Source organism: Spongiivirga citrea, from assembly GCF_010671565.1.
Classification (GTDB): Bacteria; Bacteroidota; Bacteroidia; order Flavobacteriales; family Flavobacteriaceae; genus Spongiivirga; species Spongiivirga citrea.
Map to the genome: position 1 here is coordinate 42,265 of NZ_JAABOQ010000007.1, position 16,747 is coordinate 59,011.

The 16,747-nt window shown below is 37.0% G+C and carries 17 protein-coding genes; 9 read left to right on the forward strand and 8 right to left on the reverse strand.

Going from position 1 to position 16,747, the window contains the following annotated elements:
* Positions 1-64 precede the first annotated feature (64 nt).
* Positions 65-523, reverse strand: a complete 459-nt coding sequence (locus GWK10_RS15960; RefSeq protein ID WP_164033402.1) for a hypothetical protein — start codon at positions 521-523, stop codon at positions 65-67.
* Positions 524-770: 247 nt separating this feature from the next.
* Between GWK10_RS15960 and GWK10_RS15965 the strand changes: the two genes are divergently transcribed.
* The 4 genes from GWK10_RS15965 (at position 771) to GWK10_RS15980 (ending at position 4,997) form a co-directional block, all read left to right on the forward strand.
* Positions 771-3,263 carry a zinc-dependent metalloprotease gene (locus tag GWK10_RS15965; protein WP_164033403.1) on the forward strand — a complete coding sequence of 831 codons (2,493 nt, stop codon included), beginning with the start codon at positions 771-773 and terminating at the stop codon, positions 3,261-3,263.
* 139 nt (positions 3,264-3,402) lie between these two features.
* Positions 3,403-3,936, forward strand: coding sequence for a hypothetical protein (locus tag GWK10_RS15970; protein ID WP_164033404.1), 534 nt, complete (start codon positions 3,403-3,405; stop codon positions 3,934-3,936).
* 155 nt (positions 3,937-4,091) lie between these two features.
* Entirely contained in the window at positions 4,092-4,550 is a 459-nt protein-coding gene (locus GWK10_RS15975; RefSeq protein WP_164033405.1) for a hypothetical protein, read from the forward strand.
* Positions 4,551-4,643: 93 nt separating this feature from the next.
* Complete coding sequence (locus GWK10_RS15980) at positions 4,644-4,997, forward strand: hypothetical protein (RefSeq protein ID WP_164033406.1); 354 nt, start codon at positions 4,644-4,646, stop codon at positions 4,995-4,997.
* Positions 4,998-5,054: 57 nt separating this feature from the next.
* Here GWK10_RS15980 and hemL read toward each other — a convergent pair whose 3' ends face one another.
* The 4 genes from hemL to GWK10_RS16000 are packed head-to-tail and all read right to left on the reverse strand — an operon-like array spanning position 5,055 to position 8,407.
* On the reverse strand, positions 5,055-6,347 hold the full coding sequence (hemL, locus tag GWK10_RS15985; RefSeq protein WP_164033407.1) for a glutamate-1-semialdehyde 2,1-aminomutase: 1,293 nt from the start codon (positions 6,345-6,347) through the stop codon (positions 5,055-5,057).
* A gap of 5 nt (positions 6,348-6,352) precedes the next feature.
* The gene (locus GWK10_RS15990; protein ID WP_164033408.1) at positions 6,353-7,150 is read right to left on the reverse strand and encodes a glucosaminidase domain-containing protein; all 798 of its coding nucleotides are present in this window, start codon (positions 7,148-7,150) and stop codon (positions 6,353-6,355) included.
* Positions 7,151-7,158: 8 nt separating this feature from the next.
* Positions 7,159-8,079 (reverse strand): 1-aminocyclopropane-1-carboxylate deaminase/D-cysteine desulfhydrase, encoded by a 921-nt coding sequence (locus GWK10_RS15995; RefSeq protein WP_164033409.1) that lies wholly within the window; start codon positions 8,077-8,079, stop codon positions 7,159-7,161.
* Positions 8,066-8,407 carry a hypothetical protein gene (locus GWK10_RS16000; protein WP_164033410.1) on the reverse strand — a complete coding sequence of 114 codons (342 nt, stop codon included), beginning with the start codon at positions 8,405-8,407 and terminating at the stop codon, positions 8,066-8,068. The genes GWK10_RS15995 and GWK10_RS16000 overlap by 14 nt, the downstream gene beginning before the upstream one ends.
* Positions 8,408-8,541: 134 nt before the next feature.
* Here GWK10_RS16000 and GWK10_RS16005 point away from each other — a divergent pair, with 134 nt between their 5' ends.
* The 5 genes from GWK10_RS16005 (at position 8,542) to GWK10_RS16025 (ending at position 12,360) form a co-directional block, all read left to right on the forward strand.
* Positions 8,542-8,694: a DUF5522 domain-containing protein gene (locus GWK10_RS16005; protein WP_164033411.1), complete on the forward strand. Its 153-nt coding sequence runs from the start codon at positions 8,542-8,544 to the stop codon at positions 8,692-8,694.
* Positions 8,695-8,777: 83 nt separating this feature from the next.
* A complete protein-coding gene (locus GWK10_RS16010) occupies positions 8,778-9,350 on the forward strand; it encodes a DUF4136 domain-containing protein (RefSeq protein WP_164033412.1) in 573 nt (190 codons plus the stop codon).
* Positions 9,351-9,448: 98 nt separating this feature from the next.
* The gene (locus GWK10_RS16015) at positions 9,449-11,209 is read left to right on the forward strand and encodes an aromatic amino acid hydroxylase (RefSeq protein ID WP_164033413.1); all 1,761 of its coding nucleotides are present in this window, start codon (positions 9,449-9,451) and stop codon (positions 11,207-11,209) included.
* Between the two features lies 1 nt (position 11,210).
* On the forward strand, positions 11,211-11,528 hold the full coding sequence (locus tag GWK10_RS16020) for a rhodanese-like domain-containing protein (RefSeq protein WP_164033414.1): 318 nt from the start codon (positions 11,211-11,213) through the stop codon (positions 11,526-11,528).
* The gene (locus tag GWK10_RS16025; RefSeq protein ID WP_239540779.1) at positions 11,476-12,360 is read left to right on the forward strand and encodes a hypothetical protein; all 885 of its coding nucleotides are present in this window, start codon (positions 11,476-11,478) and stop codon (positions 12,358-12,360) included. Before GWK10_RS16020 ends, GWK10_RS16025 begins: the two co-directional genes overlap by 53 nt.
* On the opposite strand, the gene GWK10_RS16030 is transcribed toward GWK10_RS16025, so the two are convergent.
* From GWK10_RS16030 to alaS, 3 genes are read right to left on the reverse strand one after another with little or no spacing between them, the layout of a single operon-like run.
* Positions 12,361-12,981, reverse strand: coding sequence for a DUF4230 domain-containing protein (locus GWK10_RS16030; protein ID WP_164033415.1), 621 nt, complete (start codon positions 12,979-12,981; stop codon positions 12,361-12,363).
* Positions 12,982-13,035: 54 nt separating this feature from the next.
* Positions 13,036-13,989: a GSCFA domain-containing protein gene (locus GWK10_RS16035; protein ID WP_164033416.1), complete on the reverse strand. Its 954-nt coding sequence runs from the start codon at positions 13,987-13,989 to the stop codon at positions 13,036-13,038.
* 41 nt (positions 13,990-14,030) lie between these two features.
* Positions 14,031-16,646 carry an alanine--tRNA ligase gene (alaS, locus tag GWK10_RS16040; protein WP_164033417.1) on the reverse strand — a complete coding sequence of 872 codons (2,616 nt, stop codon included), beginning with the start codon at positions 16,644-16,646 and terminating at the stop codon, positions 14,031-14,033.
* Positions 16,647-16,747: the final 101 nt, after the last annotated feature.

The window sequence follows — 16,747 nt, forward strand, 5'->3', positions numbered from 1 at the left end:
AGCCACGTTTGCACACGTGGCTTTTTTGTTGACTAATTCAAATAATTTTTAAATTATCTAAAAACTATTTTACGGTTTCCATACCCGCATATGCATTAAAGTCGCTGGGTAGGTAATTACTTATATCAAATCCTATTTCAATTTCTTCTTCAAACAAAGCATCTACAGCCTCATCGCTAATTGAGTCTAGACCTTGATAAGGATCAAAATCTTTAGGTAAATACGTTTTAGGATCGAAACCTAGATCGATTTCTTCTTCAAATAATGCATCAATTTCTTCTACAGTAAGTTGTTCTCCTTCTTCATAAGGATCAAATACGGCAGGCAAATAGTCAGCTGTATCAAAGTCAAATTCTAGTACTTCTTCTTGTTCTATGTATAATACAGTTTCGACCTTTTCGGTTTCATGATTATACACTTGTGATACTGTTTCTACATCTACGTATCTAATTTCTGTTGTCGTCGTGTCGGTAGGAGCATTCATACAGAATACAAGGCTACCTAAAATTAATAATTGGTTCATTTTTGATTGATTTTGATTGATTGATGGCATTCAATATTGAATACACCTAAAAGACGTTTACTAAACAGTTTTGTTACAGTCATTTAGAAATGTTTAACAGAAACAGGAACGCTTTAAGAAGAGTTTTAGACCGGTGTATATATAAAGAGTACTCATCCCAAACATTTAAGAAATTTCTTATGATTATCTTAACAGAAAATGCCACTTACTTGGTTGTACCTTTCGGTCGACTAATTCAAAAATGATTATGATTAAAAAAATACTAAGTGCATCTTTACTGTTGCTATTGTGCTTGGGTATGGTTCAAACCGCCAGTGCACAGCGTAAAAAGAAAACGAAAAAAGGCAAAACAGAAACCCCCGCCAAACCACCAAGTAAGAAGGGTGGGATTCAACCTTACAATAAGGTAATTACCAAAAAAGCAAAAACTGACGAAGGTCTCTTTGATGTTCACCAAGTAGATGACAAATATTTTTACGAGATACCAGATTCGCTTTTTAACCGTGAGATGTTAATGGTAACACGTATTGCAAAAACCGCTTCCGGTATTGGCTTTGGTGGTGGTAAGCAAAATACGCAAGTATTACGTTGGGAAAAAAGAGATAAGAAAGTATTACTTCGAGTAGTATCTCATCAAATCTTTGCTGCAGATTCTTTGCCAGTGCACGAAGCCGTGGTAAATTCAAACTTCGAGCCTGTACTCTACAACTTCCCTATAAAAGCCTTTAATAAGGATAGCACTAGTACGGTCATCGATGTTTCACCATTATTTACTAAAGATGTTAAGGCCTTAGGGTTTCCGCAACGAAGACGCCAGCAATATCGCATTACACGTTTAGATGACTCAAAGTCCTTTATTGAAAGCGTAAAGAGCTATCCGTTAAATGTTGAAGCTAGACACGTAAAAACCTATGCCGCGGGAAGACCTCCTTCTAATTCTAGTACAGGTACCATTTCTTTAGAAATGAGCAATAGTATGATTTTGCTTCCCGAAGAGCCAATGAAACGTCGCATCTTCGACCAACGAGTTGGCTGGTTTGGAAGAGGTCAAACGGATTATGGATTACCAAATCAAGAAAGCAAGACAATACGCTATTTAGATCGTTGGAGACTGGAAGTAAAAGAGGAAGACATCGAAAAATTTAAGCGCGGTGAATTGGTTGTACCAAAAAAACAGATTGTTTATTACATAGATCGTGCTACACCTCATAAATGGAGAACTTATATAAAACAAGGCATTGAAGATTGGCAAGTTGCTTTTGAAGCAGCTGGTTTTAAGGACGCGATCATTGCAAAAGATCCGCCAACGAAGGAAGAAGATCCTGAGTGGAGCCCAGAAGATGTACGCTATAGCGTTGTGCGTTATTTGGCATCTCCAATTCCAAATGCGAACGGGCCTCACGTAAGTGATCCTCGTTCAGGAGAGATATTAGAATCAGATATTAACTGGTATCACAATGTAATGACCTTATTACGCAACTGGTTCTTTGTTCAGACTGCGGCAATAAACCCTGATGCACGTGGTGTTCAGTTTAAAGATGAAACAATGGGTCGCTTAATTCGATTTGTATCAGCCCATGAAGTTGGTCATACATTAGGCTTACCACATAATATGGGAAGTAGTGTTGCATATCCTGTGGACTCACTGCGCTCCGCAAGCTTCACTAAAAAATATGGTACCGCACCATCCATAATGGACTATGCACGTTTTAACTACGTTGCTCAACCGGGAGATGAAGGCGTTGCATTAATGCCAAATATTGGTATTTATGACAAGCATGCTATCAATTGGGGATATCGACCAATTTTAGATGCTGAAACACCAGCTGATGAAAAGAAAACATTAGACAAGTGGATTCTTGATCATGCTGATGACCCAATGTACCGCTTCGGCCGTCAACAACGTGGTGTCATAGATCCTAGTTCACAGACCGAAGATCTGGGCGATGATGCCATCAAAGCGAGCAACTATGGTATCGCCAATTTAAAGCGAATTGTTCCTAACCTAATAGAATGGACAGCGGAAGATGGTAAGAATTATGAAGATCTTGGAACAATGTATCGTCAAGTACTTGGTCAATACAACCGCTATATGGGGCACGTTGCGTCCAATATTGGTGGTGTTTATGAATACTACAAAACCTATGATCAAGAAGGCGCCGTTTATACTCATGTATCAAAAGCACATCAGCAAAATGCGATGAAATTTGTTCAAAATGAACTATTCAAGACGCCAACATGGTTAATTGATCAGAATATTTTTAATAAAATCGAATCAGCAGGTAATGTTGATCGTATTCGAGCTTTCCAAGTTCGTACATTGAACAATATGCTCGATTTCGGTAGAATGGGTCGAATGATCGAAAATGAAACCATTAATGGAACCGCTAGTTATAGCTTACCTCAAATGATGCGTGAATTGCGTAGAGGTATTTTTAGTGAGTTATCGAACGGTAGAAAAATTGACACCTATCGCCGTAATTTACAACGTGCTTATGTTGAACGAATGGAGCACCTAATGACTGAAGAGCAATCGGAAATTCCTGCTGCATTCAGACGATTTGTTGCAAGAACAAACGTTAATGTAAGTCAAAGTGATATTCGCCCTGTTGTACGTCAAGAGTTGAAAAGCCTAAGAAGTACTGTACGAGGTGCAATAGGAAGAACTGGAGACAGTATGAGCCGCTACCACCTTCAGGATTTAGCTGAGCGCATTAATCTAATATTAGATCCAAAATAACAGAGAATAGAAACAATTAATTTGAAAAAGAGGCTATCTGAAAAGATAGTCTCTTTTTGTTTCGATAAAAACCAGATACAAATGTTAACCTTTAAGATGGAAGCTGTCACTAACTGGTAAATCCATTAAAATTTAAACAATGAAAACTAGCAAACAAGCAACCTTATTATTAATTGTTATTACTATGATATGCTCTTGTAATAAAATTGATGAATTAACTGAATTTGATGTCACCGATGGCTTCTCTACCACCATGAACATTTCTGTCACTGGTGAATCAAGTGAACCACAAATATTTTCGGAGGCCGTGACCGTTGACATTTCAACAAATCAGGATATTCAGGATAACTTGGATCTTATTCAAGATATTAATATTAATTCTCTAACATATGAAGTTAGCAACTTCGCAGGTACAGAAAATACAACAGTAACAAATGCATCATTAAGTTTCGATACGATAAGAATAGATATTGAAAATATTAATTTACAACAAGCCGATACTGCAAACACTATCTATACCATTACTGATAGCACTAAACTTCGTGATATCGCAGCTATTCTTAAAAGTTCGGCCTCAGTTACTGCTACCTTAGAAGGCACTGTAAGTGACACACCGGTTATATTTGATGTTATTATTAACTTAAATCTTACTGCTACTGTTGATGTGTTATAATAAGTACATCTATAGAAATCTAACAATTAAGTCGATCGCATAAAAATGTGATCGGCTTTTTTCTTCTGTTTCATTTTTTAACATTGTCTTAGCGTGAATCAATTAAACCATTTTATGCTTGAATAGTCATAACCATGAACTAAAACACAAGTACAATGAAAAAAATGATCTATTTAATGCTCGCATTACTTTTAGTAAGCGGCATAGGTTTGGCACAACACAGAAAAGGGCCAAATCATCAGAAAAAAACAAGTGTGTTTGAAAAATACACACCAGAACAAATTGCAACAATCAACAGCAAGCGCATGGCATTGCGGCTTGATTTAAATAGCAAGCAACAAAAGGAAGTTGAAGCATTAGAGTTGGAAAAGGCCAAATTCAAAAAATCAAAAATGGCAGAACGCAAAAAAGAAGAAAATGCAGATAAAGCCATCAGCGAAAAGGATCACTTTGACAGAGCGAACGAACGTCTAGATCGCCAACTAGCATATCAAAATAGCTTGAAGAACATTTTAGATGATGATCAATACAAGATTTGGAAGCAGGACATGAAAGACCGAAAAAAGCGACTTGGTCAAGAACGTATGAAACGAAAAAGAAATTCGAGAAGATAATTTATTGATAATAGAACGGCTTTTAGTAAAAAGGCCGTTTTATTTTTTAAAATGTATATTGTACCCGAGTATAACCTACTTAATCCTCTTATTATGAAAAAGATTTTTCTCCTTTTGGCAATCGTTAGTATCACTTTCGCCTCTGCACAATCTAAAGCTATTCCATTAGATCAGGCATCTAGTAAAGATCTTGCCGCTGCAAAAGTGAAAGAAATGGATAAAATGCTCAATCTTACAGACGAGCAAGAAAAAAAGCTAATAGCACTTTATTCTGACAAAAACATGATGTCTAGAAAGCCAAAATCAGTCAAAGAATTACAAAGTAAGCGCGCCATGGTTGATGCTAAACTCAAGGCTATTCTGACTCCTGAGCAATTCAAAAAACTTACTGGAAGTTCTTCAGGAAAAGAAAAGCAAATGAGTGAAGAACCTAAAGAGCGATATTAAAATAAACCAACAGTTGACAGTCTTAAATTGACAGTGGAACAAAGTAGAATATCTAGTCTATTTTTTCAATGTAGGCGCAATTTTCTCTAGGGCTTTAATGGTAAAATCAATATCTTCAAACGATAGTGCATCATTTAAGAAATAACTCTCAAACGCACTTGGAGGTAAGTATACTCCCTCTTTTAGCATGCCATGGAAGTACGTATTAAAAATGGGGTTATTGCCGCTTGCAGCGCTATCAAAATCAACCACATCTCGATTCGTAAAATGAACCGATATCATCGATCCTAGTCGATTAATACGATGTTCGATTCCTTCTTTCGTAAGCACTTTTGAAATACCCTCATGCAAGTATGCTGCTTTTTTTGATAAGCTACTAAATACTTCTGGCTTATTTTTTAACGCACTTAACATTGCTAGTCCTGCACTCATAGCAAGTGGATTTCCAGACAATGTTCCCGCTTGATATACAGGCCCATTTGGAGCTAGATAATCCATGATTTCATTATTTGCCGCAAATGCTCCAACGGGCAATCCGCCGCCGATTACTTTACCAAAACAAACAATATCAGCCTTGATATTAAGTAATTCTTGTGCGCCCCCCAATGCCAATCTGAAGCCTGTCATGACCTCGTCAAAAATGAGAAGAATACCATGTGCATCACATAATGATCGTAGTCCCTCTAAAAAACCTTCTTTCGGCACAATACAGCCCATATTACCAGCTACCGGCTCAATAATAATAGCAGCAATCTCACCTTTATTGACTTGGATTAACTCTTTTACATTGTCCAAGTCGTTGTAACTTGCAAGTAAGGTATCTTTAGCTGTACCCTGAGTCACACCAGGACTATTCGGCGCACCAAAAGTCACCGCCCCACTACCCGCTTGTATTAAAAACGAATCACTATGACCGTGATAACAGCCGGCGAACTTAATAATCTTATCTTTTTTGGTATATCCTCTTGCTAAACGAACTGCACTCATACAGGCTTCTGTCCCGCTGTTTACAAATCGGATTTTATCGATATTGGGCACCAAAGAAACTGCTAACTCCGCAATTTCGGTCTCTATGGCCGTTGGCATACCAAAAGAAGTCCCCTTTTTGGCTTTTTCAATTACTGCTTCAACCACAGGCTCATAGGCATGTCCTAAAATAAGTGGTCCCCATGATGCTATATAATCGATTAATCGATTATCATCTTCATCATATAAATACGCTCCTTTAGCTTCTTTTACAAAAATTGGAGTACCACCAACAGCTTTAAAGGCACGAACTGGAGAATTAACTCCTCCTGGAATTACTTTTTGTGCTTCAGCAAATAAAGCACTACTGCGTTTGTATAACATGTATTTTAAAAATCTTTTGGAAGTGGCTTGGTAAACAACACTTGTCCTATATGCAAATCGTTCGTTTCTAGACCATTTAGTTTTTTCAATTCGAGAACCGATATTTTAAATCTTCGCGAAATAGAATACAAGGTGTCCCCTTTTTTCACTTGGTATTTATCTTTTCCATCAGTTACAACTTCCGCTACACTACTATCCTTACCCAATACCAAGGCATCGTATCGATATAACTCGTATTTCTTTATAAGATCGATCAGTTTTTGCGGATAGCGCCTATCGGTTGCATATCCTGCCGTCTTAAGACCTCGGGCCCATTTTTTATAATCATCTTTTGGATAACTAAACAAGAATAAATAGCGTGATCTTGTTGTTAGGAATACTGAATGATCACGAAATGAATGACGTGGGTGCGTATACTTTCTAAAACACTCTCCTTTCTCATCATCATCGTGATATACGCGATAGCCTTTCCATCCTTTATGGCATTTTATTCCGAAATGATTATTACTTCTTAGTGAGAGATTGCTATTACCGCCTCCGGACTCTAATAAACCTTGCGCTAAAGTGATACTTGCAGGAATGCCACTTTTCGTCATTTCTTCCATAGCAATATCCTTAAATGCCGCTATATACTCCTCATAATTAGCCATCCGTTTTGCAACATAAATTTTCACCGTATCTCGGGGTGACTGCTTTATAATGGGCTTTTCTTTTTTGGGTGCATTTTCGACGGTACGGCGCTGGTTACCACAACTGGATAACAATACTATACAACAAACGATGCCTATAACAATCCTAACCATTATTCTTCCTACTTTATTTCGACCATTCCTTTTTTCCTAAGCTGTTTGTTCATACCAGTAATACCCTGTAGTCCCCCAGTATGAACAGCTAAAATAGAAGCACCCGATTTAAAATGATCATTTCGTATCATGTGAATAAGACCAAATATCATTTTACCAGTATAAACAGGATCTAAGGGTACTTTAGTATCTTTTTTAAACGTATTGATAAAATTGATGAGTGTTTCATCAACTTTTGCGTATCCACCAAAATGATAATCAGACACTAAGCTCCAATTCCGCTTCTTGGTAAAATTACTAATATCAACTTTTAAAAAATCCCCCTTTAATGCAGGAAATCCCAAAACTTGTTGACCGAGTTTTGAACAATTAACAATTCCCGCTATTGTCCCACCTGTTCCTACAGGGGTCGCAATATGGGTGAAATCGAAATCAGAGTCTTTTAAAATTCTCTCGCATCCTTTTATTGCAAAGCTGTTTGTTCCTCCTTCAGGAATGATATAGGCATTCTGATACCGCTTGTTAAGATTAGCTAAAAAATCAGATTGGGTCTTCCTCCGATACTTTTCTCTCGAAACAAAGACTAACTGCATTCCGCATGAAACTGCAAAACTCAAGGTTGGATTTTCCTTCACTTTATCAACTAATTCTTCACCTCGAATAATCCCGATAGTATTAAAACCACTTAATTTACCAGCCTTAGCGACTGCAGCAATATGATTGGAGTATCCACCGCCAAAAGTTAGTATAGTTTCGCATTCTTGATCTCTGGCTTGAAGTAAATTGTATTTAAGCTTTCTAAATTTATTTCCAGAAACAAAATCGTCAATTAAATCTTCCCGTTTAATTACCAGTCGCACTTCTTTCTCATGAAGTAATGGCAAGTCGATTTCTTGATTAACGCTATTAAAGTCACTAAAGAGATTCACGGCAGCGAAGATACTTGATAAAATGCCATGATCTTCTGTTTTCTAAATAGTTTAAATCCCATTCGTTGTAATAAGCCTCGCGTTCAAAACTTATATTTTTATAAGCTTTATAAGCATTTCCATAACGTATTGTGCGCAGCAGCCATTCAGCTAAATACAACATATAGAAAGGTATAATTAGTAATTCCTTTTGTTGTTTTAAATGAATACGCTCATGGTTTAGTAGCACCTCATCATTACGCAATTCAGGATCGCGTAAAATAATTAATGGCCAAAGGGTAAGACCTATATAATTTTTCCTAAAAATATGTTTAAATACTAGAATCATGTCTTAAAGTACTCAAATATCAAACCATTTTCGATTATCTTTGAATAAAGGTATACTACCGGTGTATCTAAAACGTGCTAAAAAAGAAAAAGTTATAACCAGAATCGACTGATTTTGTTAACATTAGTGATTTTATGAAAAAAATAATTCCGGTAGAAGAAGGTGATTACTATTTAACACCTGAAGGATATAGGTGTTTTACTGAACAGTATCATTTAAAAAGAGGATACTGTTGCGAGAGTGGATGCAGACATTGTCCGTATGGCTTTGACAAGAAAAAAAATTAATAACTGCAGTCATTTTCGGTATAATTATTGTGGTAATTTAATTGGAATTTCTGGGGAATATTAATTTTTTAAAAGCTGTTATGATGAAAAAAATAAAAGTACTACTACCGCTACTTCTCGTTTTAATGCTTACCTCCTGTGTTAGCGTACGCGTAGCCTCTGATTATGATCAACAAGCAAACTTCAACGAATACAAATCGTTTGCCTTTTACAAAACAGGTATCGACAAAGCGGAGATTTCAGATCTCGACAAAAAACGTATTCTACGTGCAATTGAGTCTGAAATGCTTGCAAAAGGCTTTGTGAAAAGTGATAATCCCGATGTTTTGGTAAATATATTTACCAAAGAAAAGGAACGCGTAGACGTATATAACAACTGGGGCTGGGGAGGCTTTGGTTGGGGTGGTTTCGGCTGGGGAGGCTGGGGCTGGGGCTGGGGTCCAGGTTGGGGCGGCGGCCTTAATAATATCTCAACTCGCACTGAAGGGTCATTATATATAGACGTAATCGATACCGATGAAAAAGAATTGGTATGGCAAGGTAAAGGAACTGGCAACCTAGTAACCAACAATAATATCGAGAAAAAAGAAGCACGCATTCGAGAGTTTGTGCAAGAGATTATGAAACAATATCCTCCTTTGGCACAAGCTAATTAAGATATTTGTTTTTAATTATAACAAAGCTGTAACATTGTTGCAGCTTTTTGTTTTTAGTCTATTTCGTAACTTTACTAAACCAAAAAAATGGGATTTTAATGAGCGCCATTATTGAATCAAATGAGATACTAGATCGTTTACCCAAGCATCTTAGTCAATTTATTAAACCACAGGAGTATTCAGATTATTCGGCTATTGACCAAGCAGTTTGGCGCTATGTTATGCGCAAAAATGTTGACTATTTGAGTAAAGTAGCGCACTCTTCGTATTTGGAAGGGCTTCAAAAAACGGGGATTTCTATTGATCATATTCCCAATATGTACGGCATGAACCGTATTCTTAAGGAGATTGGTTGGGCTGCCGTTGCTGTTGATGGTTTTATTCCACCGAGTGCTTTTATGGAATTTCAAGCCTATAATGTACTCGTCATTGCGTCAGACATTAGACAATTAGAACATATTGAATACACGCCTGCTCCCGATATTATTCATGAAGGTGCGGGACACGCGCCTATTATTGCAAATCCGGAATATGCGGAATACTTAAGACGGTTTGGTGAGATAGGCTGTAAAGCAATAAGTAGTGGTAAGGATTATGAGTTATATGAAGCCGTTAGGCATTTAAGCATTATAAAAGAAGCACCAGGGACGCCACAAAACGAGATTGATGAAGCAGAGCAAAAGATTGAATATTTACAAAAAAATATGGGTGAGCCAAGTGAAATGGCCCTTATTCGAAATTTACACTGGTGGACGGTTGAATACGGATTAATCGGTGAAGTAGATGATCCAAAAATATACGGCGCTGGACTTTTATCTTCCATAGGTGAAAGTGCTTGGTGCATGACAGACAAGGTTAAAAAAATACCATACACCAAGGAAGCCACTTTTACAGAGTTCGACATTACGAAACCTCAGCCTCAACTATTTGTAACACCAGATTTTGCGCATTTAAGTCTTATTCTAGAGGAATTTGCAAACACTATGGCATTGCGAAAAGGTGGGCTTTCAGGAGTTAAAAAACTAATCACTTCCAAAGCACTTGGTACTATTGAATTAAGCACCGGATTACAAATCTCAGGAATCTTCAATAAAGTAATAGAAGACGATGGCAAACCCGTTTATATTCAAACAATTGGTGGCACAGCCCTCTCCTATCGTGAAAAAGAATTAGTAGGTCACGGAACCAAAACACATGTTGACGGTTACGGAACAACAGTGGGCAAATTAAAAGGTATTAATCTAGCCATTGAAGATATGAGTCCGCGGGATTTAGATGCTTATGGGATTTATGAAGGGAAACAGGTACATCTAACTTTTGAGGGTGGTGTTGAAGTAAAAGGTGAGATTATCACAGGAACTCGCAATCTTCAAGGTAAGATCATCTTAATCAGCTTTAAAAACTGCACTGTACTTTACAAGAGTGAAACCTTGTTTAAACCAGAATGGGGAGTTTATGACATGGCCGTTGGTAAAGAAATAGTTTCCGCTTTCTCTGGACCAGCCGACCTTAGTTCATTTGATTTAATGACACACTCCACTTCTTCCACTACCATAAAGACCAAAAAATCTCCTAAACGCAAAGAGCTTGAAATGCTATACCAACAAGTTCGTGATTTTAGAGAAGGTACAAATCAGACTATTTCTAGGCACAAAGTCTTCGAGCAAGCGGTAGAAAATCACCCAGAGGATTGGTTACTAAACATTGAACTTTTTGAGTTAGCATCCTCAAATGGCGATGCTGATTTTGCCGAAGAAATAAAACAACATTTAGAAACCGTTAAACAGGATCGACCAGAAGTTGGTCATTTAATTGATGGCGGTATCTCACTGATCGAATCTCAAAAAATAGCACAATAGAATGGGAATGTTAAGCCTTATTTTCGGGTCTAAAAAGGAAAAAGAAAAGTTAAAGCAATTCCTGACTCAAAAACATATTATTATTGATGTACGTACAGAAAATGAATACAAGATAGACCACATCAAACAAGCAATTCACATCCCGCTTGGTGAACTTGGTAACCATCTCGAAAAGATCAAGTCGCATAAAAAACCTGTAGTAGTCTATTGCCAAAGTGGCGTTAGAAGTGCTGCTGGAGTTGGTTTACTAAGGAAGAATGGTATTGATGCTGTTAACGGTGGTGGGTTACGCAAACTACAAAAGACATTACAGGCTTAATACTTTATATCTTAAAACTACCATACTGAAAGGCTTCCTAAAAATCCTACTTCATCTTTTAGTCGTTATTGTACTTACTATAGTAACGCAAGTTGGCGGAATTATTTATTTGATTGCGATACTTTCAATAAAAAGAAGATCAACTAAACGACGATTAAAAAAAGTCGCTCTATTTTGTGGATTATATTTTTTAACCACATTTTTATTAGTACCAGTTTTAGCACCTCTTTTTGGTCGAGAGAAAATTGCGGAGTCAAAAACTGTAAAGGCGCACTCTTTCTTTTATAAACTTGCCAACAGAAACTATGTCGAGCCTGAATTGAACAAGATCATTTTTCAAGTTGCTAATGAGTTAAATCAAAAGCATCCTGAATTGCAGTTTGTCTACCTCGATGCCAATTTTCCTTTTATAGATGGCTTTCCACTGCTGCCACATCTAAGTCATAATGATGGTAAAAAGATTGATATTAGTTTGGTGTATGAAACGAAAGAAAAGATCCTTTCAAATAAAAAGAAATCAATCAGCGGATATGGGACATATGCTGCACCAGAACAAAATGAATACGATCAAATAGCAGTTTGCAAAAACAAAGGGAATTGGCAGTATGATTTCCCGAAATATCTAACTTTTGGAACCATAAATGATGACCTGATTCTTTCAAAAAATGGAACACGGTATCTTGCAAATAGTATTTTAAAACAAAAACAAGTCGGAAAACTATTTATAGAACCTCATTTAAAACAACGGCTTAAATTGAACAATAGTAAAGTTCGTTTTCATGGTTGTCAAGCAGTGCGGCATGACGACCATATTCACTTTCAATTGAAGTAATTAATCTAGTAAAACTGATCCTTTTGTCAGCTTATACTTCTTATCAACTGACTCATCATACTCCAACGTCCACCCCATTGAATTTGTAATTATATAAAACTTCGAAAGCTCACTAATTAATCGATTTTTAGCGTTTGTTGTAATAGTGGAGTTTTCAATTTTTTCTTTAAAATCTACTCGTACTTTTTCCTGGATTTTATTGTAATCATCTCCTGTAAACGGATTGAAGACACTTTGATCGATATTATAAAACTCAATTTTTGGGTTAATGGTTATCTCTTCATCTGGAATAGCCGTAATTCTGATGATTTTTAAATCTTCATCAAACTCATAAGTCAGTTTACTGAGGTCGTAGGCAACTGCAACATCAGCATTAATAATGACAAGTGCTTTCTTTTCAAATGTCATTAAATCTCCCCATGAAGATTTTGCATCAGCATAGTTATATACTTCTGAAAAATGACCCTCAGTAACAATTAATTTGCCCACATTGGTTAGCTGTTCTTGTATAAGCTGAGTGCCTTTAAAAACGGTTTGCTGTTCTTCTTTTTGATGTTGGCAGTATTGAAAAAATAGTAATAAGGTTAAAGTGATAATAATTCCAAAAAGTACTTTCCGCATGGTGTAGGATTTGCAGAAAGTTAAGGATAAAATTTTGGTTTAATGGTAAAAAGCCTAGAACTGCATATGCGGATATTGTTGTACCAGAACACCAATATCTGATTGTAATTTAGCCTTAAATCGCATGGATGCGTCACTCGACTCATTAAATGATCGATGCGCTAAACCTTTTTGAACGCTCTCCACTTTTTTCATTGTGGCAGATGCATTTTCATCAATCCAAACCTGTTGAAATTTTTCCCAGATATAATCAATAGCTAACTTGTTGGGATGGATCATATCCTCGGTATAAAATCGGTAGTCTCGAAGCTCATCCATCATTAGTTCATAGGACGGAAAATAATTTAAATTGTTTTGTGGCGAACGATGTATTAACTCGTGTATGGCTGCAACTAAATGCGATTTGCTTCTAGTATTTTCAACAAAGCCATCTTTTAAATGACGGACAGGTGAAACAGTAAATAAAACTACTGCTTTTTGGTTTAGATGATGAATAAGTTGAACCACCGTTTGCAAACTGCTTAGGATTTCAGATACCGACAATAACTTTTTATCAAATTCTTGTTGTGGAATTTTATGGCAATTGGCAACAATATGATTGGTTTGTTTTAATTGATATACCCAGGCTGTACCCAAGGTTAAAATGACATGAGATGCATTGGTCAATTGGTCGCGCGTCTGACCTAATCCGGCATTTAGGCCGTTAAGTAATTCTTCCTTTTTGAGACTGCTTAAACCAGAATGCGCATCAAACGAATGCCATAACTCATTGTATTGAAATACATCATCACTTGTATACTGAACGTCACCTACAGCATTCGCAATTAAATTTTCAATCACTACAGGATTAAATAAAATACCAAACGGATTTTGCACTGATCGAAACTTGAAATAGGAAAGTTTGTTCCCGATATTTTCAACAAAACAAGACCCAATTAATAGTACCTTGGAGTCATAATCGATTTGATTATTGGATTTTGAAAGTGGTATTTTGGTTTGTAGTTGCATTTGCCCTCACCCCAACCCTCTCCCACAGGAGAGGGAGTGAATTATTTAATAAAGTCTTTTGCCTTTGATAATGCTTCATCAATCCCTTCAGGATTCTTTCCGCCTGCAGTTGCAAAAAATGGCTGGCCGCCGCCGCCACCTTGAATGTATTTACCAAGCTCACGAACAATTTGTCCCGCGTTTAGCGACTTTTCTTCAACTAGGTTCTTAGAAACGTAACAACTTAAGATCGCTTTTCCACCAGCATCTGATCCAAACACAGCGAAAAGATTATCAATCTCATTTCCTAGTTCAAAACAAAGATCTTTTATACCTCCTGCATCTAGGTTAAGTTTTTTAGACACAAAATTGATGTCTCCTATTTGCTCCACTTCATTTTTAAGCTCGCCTTTTACATTTTTCGCCTTGTCTTTGAGTAACTGCTCGATTTGCTTTTTCAAATTTGCATTTTCTTCTTGAAGACTCACTACTGCCTTAAGTGGCTCTTTATTATTTTTTAGAGTCGCCTTTACTTCATTAAACTTAGCTGTTTCAGTTGCAAAATACTCCTTAGCGGCATCTTTGGTAATAGCTTCAATTCTTCGAATTCCGGCAGCTACCGAACTTTCTGAAGTAATAATAAAATGCCATATTTCGTTGGTGTTTTGCACATGTGTACCGCCACATAATTCCATACTTTCACCAAAACGAATTGCTCTTACCACATCACCATATTTTTCACCAAAAAGTGCTATTGCTCCTTTTTCTATCGCTTCTTGATACGGCATAGCCCGGTTCTCTTCTAAACTAATCGAATCGTTAATTCTTGCATTTACAAAGTCCTCGATTTGTTTTAATTCATCAGTAGTGACTTTAGAAAAATGAGAGAAATCAAAGCGTAGGTAACCAGAGTGTACCATACTCCCTTTTTGCTCGACATGCTCTCCTAAAATAGTACGAAGCGCCTGATGCATTAAATGCGTTGCGGTATGATTGCTTGCTGTTCGTTGACGCTGGTGTTCATCAACCACTGCCTTAAATGAATCATTTACATTGGTAGGCAAACTCTCGGTTATATGAATAACTAGGTTGTTTTCTTTCTTGGTGTCTACAATATAAGTAACATCTCCGTTAGACGATTCTAAATATCCTTTATCACCAACTTGACCACCACCTTCAGGATAAAAAGGAGTTAGGTTAAAAACTAACTGGTATTGTGTTCCAGACTTTTTACTCTCGACTTTACGATAGCGAGCGATTCTGACATCAGCTTTCAAATAATCGTAACCGATAAATTCTTGATTGGTGTCATCTAATAATTCTTGCCAATCGTCGGTTTGCACTTCACTAGCACTTCGGCTTCGCTGACGCTGCTTTTCTAAGGCTTCAGTAAAACCTTTCATATCAACCGTCATCCCATTTTCTCTAGCGATAAGCTCCGTTAAATCAATAGGAAATCCATAGGTGTCATATAGTTCAAATGCCTTATCACCATCAATTTCTTTTCCTTTATTAACTTTAATCACCGTGTCAAGCAAACCTAAACCTTGATCGAGCGTTCTTAAGAACGATTGCTCTTCTTCGCGAATCACATTTTCGATCAAATTTTTCTGGGATTTCAACTCAGGAAAAGCTTTGCCCATTTGATTACTAAGCGTATTGACTAACTTATAAATGAATGCCTCTTTAGTATCTAAAAACGTAAAACCGTAACGAATGGCTCTTCGTAAAATTCTTCGAATTACGTAACCTGCACCGGTATTACTCGGCAACTGGCCGTCGGCTATTGAAAATGCAACTGCGCGAACATGATCGGCAATTACGCGAATTGCTATATCGGTCTTTTCATCAAGGTCGTATTTGGTTTCAGTGATTGTTTCTATCTCACGAATAAGCGGGGTAAAAACATCGGTGTCATAATTAGACTTAACACCTTGCAGCACCATACAAAGACGCTCAAAGCCCATTCCGGTATCGATATGCTTTGCTGGTAATTCTTCTAAACTACCATTTGCTTTTCGATTGTATTGCATAAATACCAAGTTCCAGATCTCAACCACCAAGGGATGATCTTGGTTAACTAAGTCTTTTCCAGGCACCTTTGCTTTTTCTTCGTCGCTACGAATATCAACATGAATCTCGGAACATGGCCCACAAGGTCCTTGATCACCCATCTCCCAGAAATTATCTTTTTTATTTCCCATAATTATTCGATCCTCAGGCACAATGGCCTTCCACAAATCGAAAGCTTCGGCATCCATTTTCAAATTATCTGCATCAGCACTTCCTTCAAAAACAGACACATATAAACTATCCTTATCTACTTTATACACTTCGGTAAGTAATTCCCATGCCCATTGAATTGCCTCTTTTTTGAAATAATCACCAAAACTCCAATTACCCAGCATTTCGAACATGGTATGGTGATAGGTATCCATACCTACTTCTTCAAGATCATTGTGCTTACCAGAAACACGAAGACATTTTTGGGTGTCGGCCGCGCGATTACTTTTGGGTTTTGAATTGCCTAGAAAGTATTCTTTAAACTGATTCATCCCTGCGTTGGTAAACATCAAGGTAGGATCATTCTTCATCACCATTGGAGCCGATGGCACTATAGCATGCTGTTTATCTTGAAAAAATTGTAAAAACTGAGCTCTTACATCTTGTGACTTCATGGGCAATTTTCTTGGTTTTATACCGTTTTGTTGAAAACTCAAACATTTTTTTATCTTTGTGAGAATAGGGAAGGGTTTCACCGTCTTTCGCCTTCACTAAG

What these genes read in the sequence shown, in the direction of transcription:
- GWK10_RS15970 (WP_164033404.1), top strand. Translation starts at nt 3,403, where the DNA reads ATGAAAACTAGCAAACAAGCAACCTTATTATTAATTGTTATTACTATG.
- GWK10_RS16025 (WP_239540779.1), top strand. Translation starts at nt 11,476, where the DNA reads ATGCTGTTAACGGTGGTGGGTTACGCAAACTACAAAAGACATTACAGG.
- GWK10_RS16015 (WP_164033413.1), top strand. Translation starts at nt 9,449, where the DNA reads ATGAGCGCCATTATTGAATCAAATGAGATACTAGATCGTTTACCCAAG.
- GWK10_RS15990 (WP_164033408.1), bottom strand. Translation starts at nt 7,150, where the DNA reads ATGGTTAGGATTGTTATAGGCATCGTTTGTTGTATAGTATTGTTATCC.
- GWK10_RS16035 (WP_164033416.1), bottom strand. Translation starts at nt 13,989, where the DNA reads ATGCAACTACAAACCAAAATACCACTTTCAAAATCCAATAATCAAATC.
- GWK10_RS16020 (WP_164033414.1), top strand. Translation starts at nt 11,211, where the DNA reads ATGGGAATGTTAAGCCTTATTTTCGGGTCTAAAAAGGAAAAAGAAAAG.
- GWK10_RS15960 (WP_164033402.1), bottom strand. Translation starts at nt 523, where the DNA reads ATGAACCAATTATTAATTTTAGGTAGCCTTGTATTCTGTATGAATGCT.
- GWK10_RS16005 (WP_164033411.1), top strand. Translation starts at nt 8,542, where the DNA reads ATGAAAAAAATAATTCCGGTAGAAGAAGGTGATTACTATTTAACACCT.
- GWK10_RS16000 (WP_164033410.1), bottom strand. Translation starts at nt 8,407, where the DNA reads ATGATTCTAGTATTTAAACATATTTTTAGGAAAAATTATATAGGTCTT.
- GWK10_RS16010 (WP_164033412.1), top strand. Translation starts at nt 8,778, where the DNA reads ATGAAAAAAATAAAAGTACTACTACCGCTACTTCTCGTTTTAATGCTT.
- alaS (WP_164033417.1), bottom strand. Translation starts at nt 16,646, where the DNA reads ATGAAGTCACAAGATGTAAGAGCTCAGTTTTTACAATTTTTTCAAGAT.
- GWK10_RS15975 (WP_164033405.1), top strand. Translation starts at nt 4,092, where the DNA reads ATGAAAAAAATGATCTATTTAATGCTCGCATTACTTTTAGTAAGCGGC.
- GWK10_RS15965 (WP_164033403.1), top strand. Translation starts at nt 771, where the DNA reads ATGATTAAAAAAATACTAAGTGCATCTTTACTGTTGCTATTGTGCTTG.
- GWK10_RS16030 (WP_164033415.1), bottom strand. Translation starts at nt 12,981, where the DNA reads ATGCGGAAAGTACTTTTTGGAATTATTATCACTTTAACCTTATTACTA.
- hemL (WP_164033407.1), bottom strand. Translation starts at nt 6,347, where the DNA reads ATGTTATACAAACGCAGTAGTGCTTTATTTGCTGAAGCACAAAAAGTA.
- GWK10_RS15980 (WP_164033406.1), top strand. Translation starts at nt 4,644, where the DNA reads ATGAAAAAGATTTTTCTCCTTTTGGCAATCGTTAGTATCACTTTCGCC.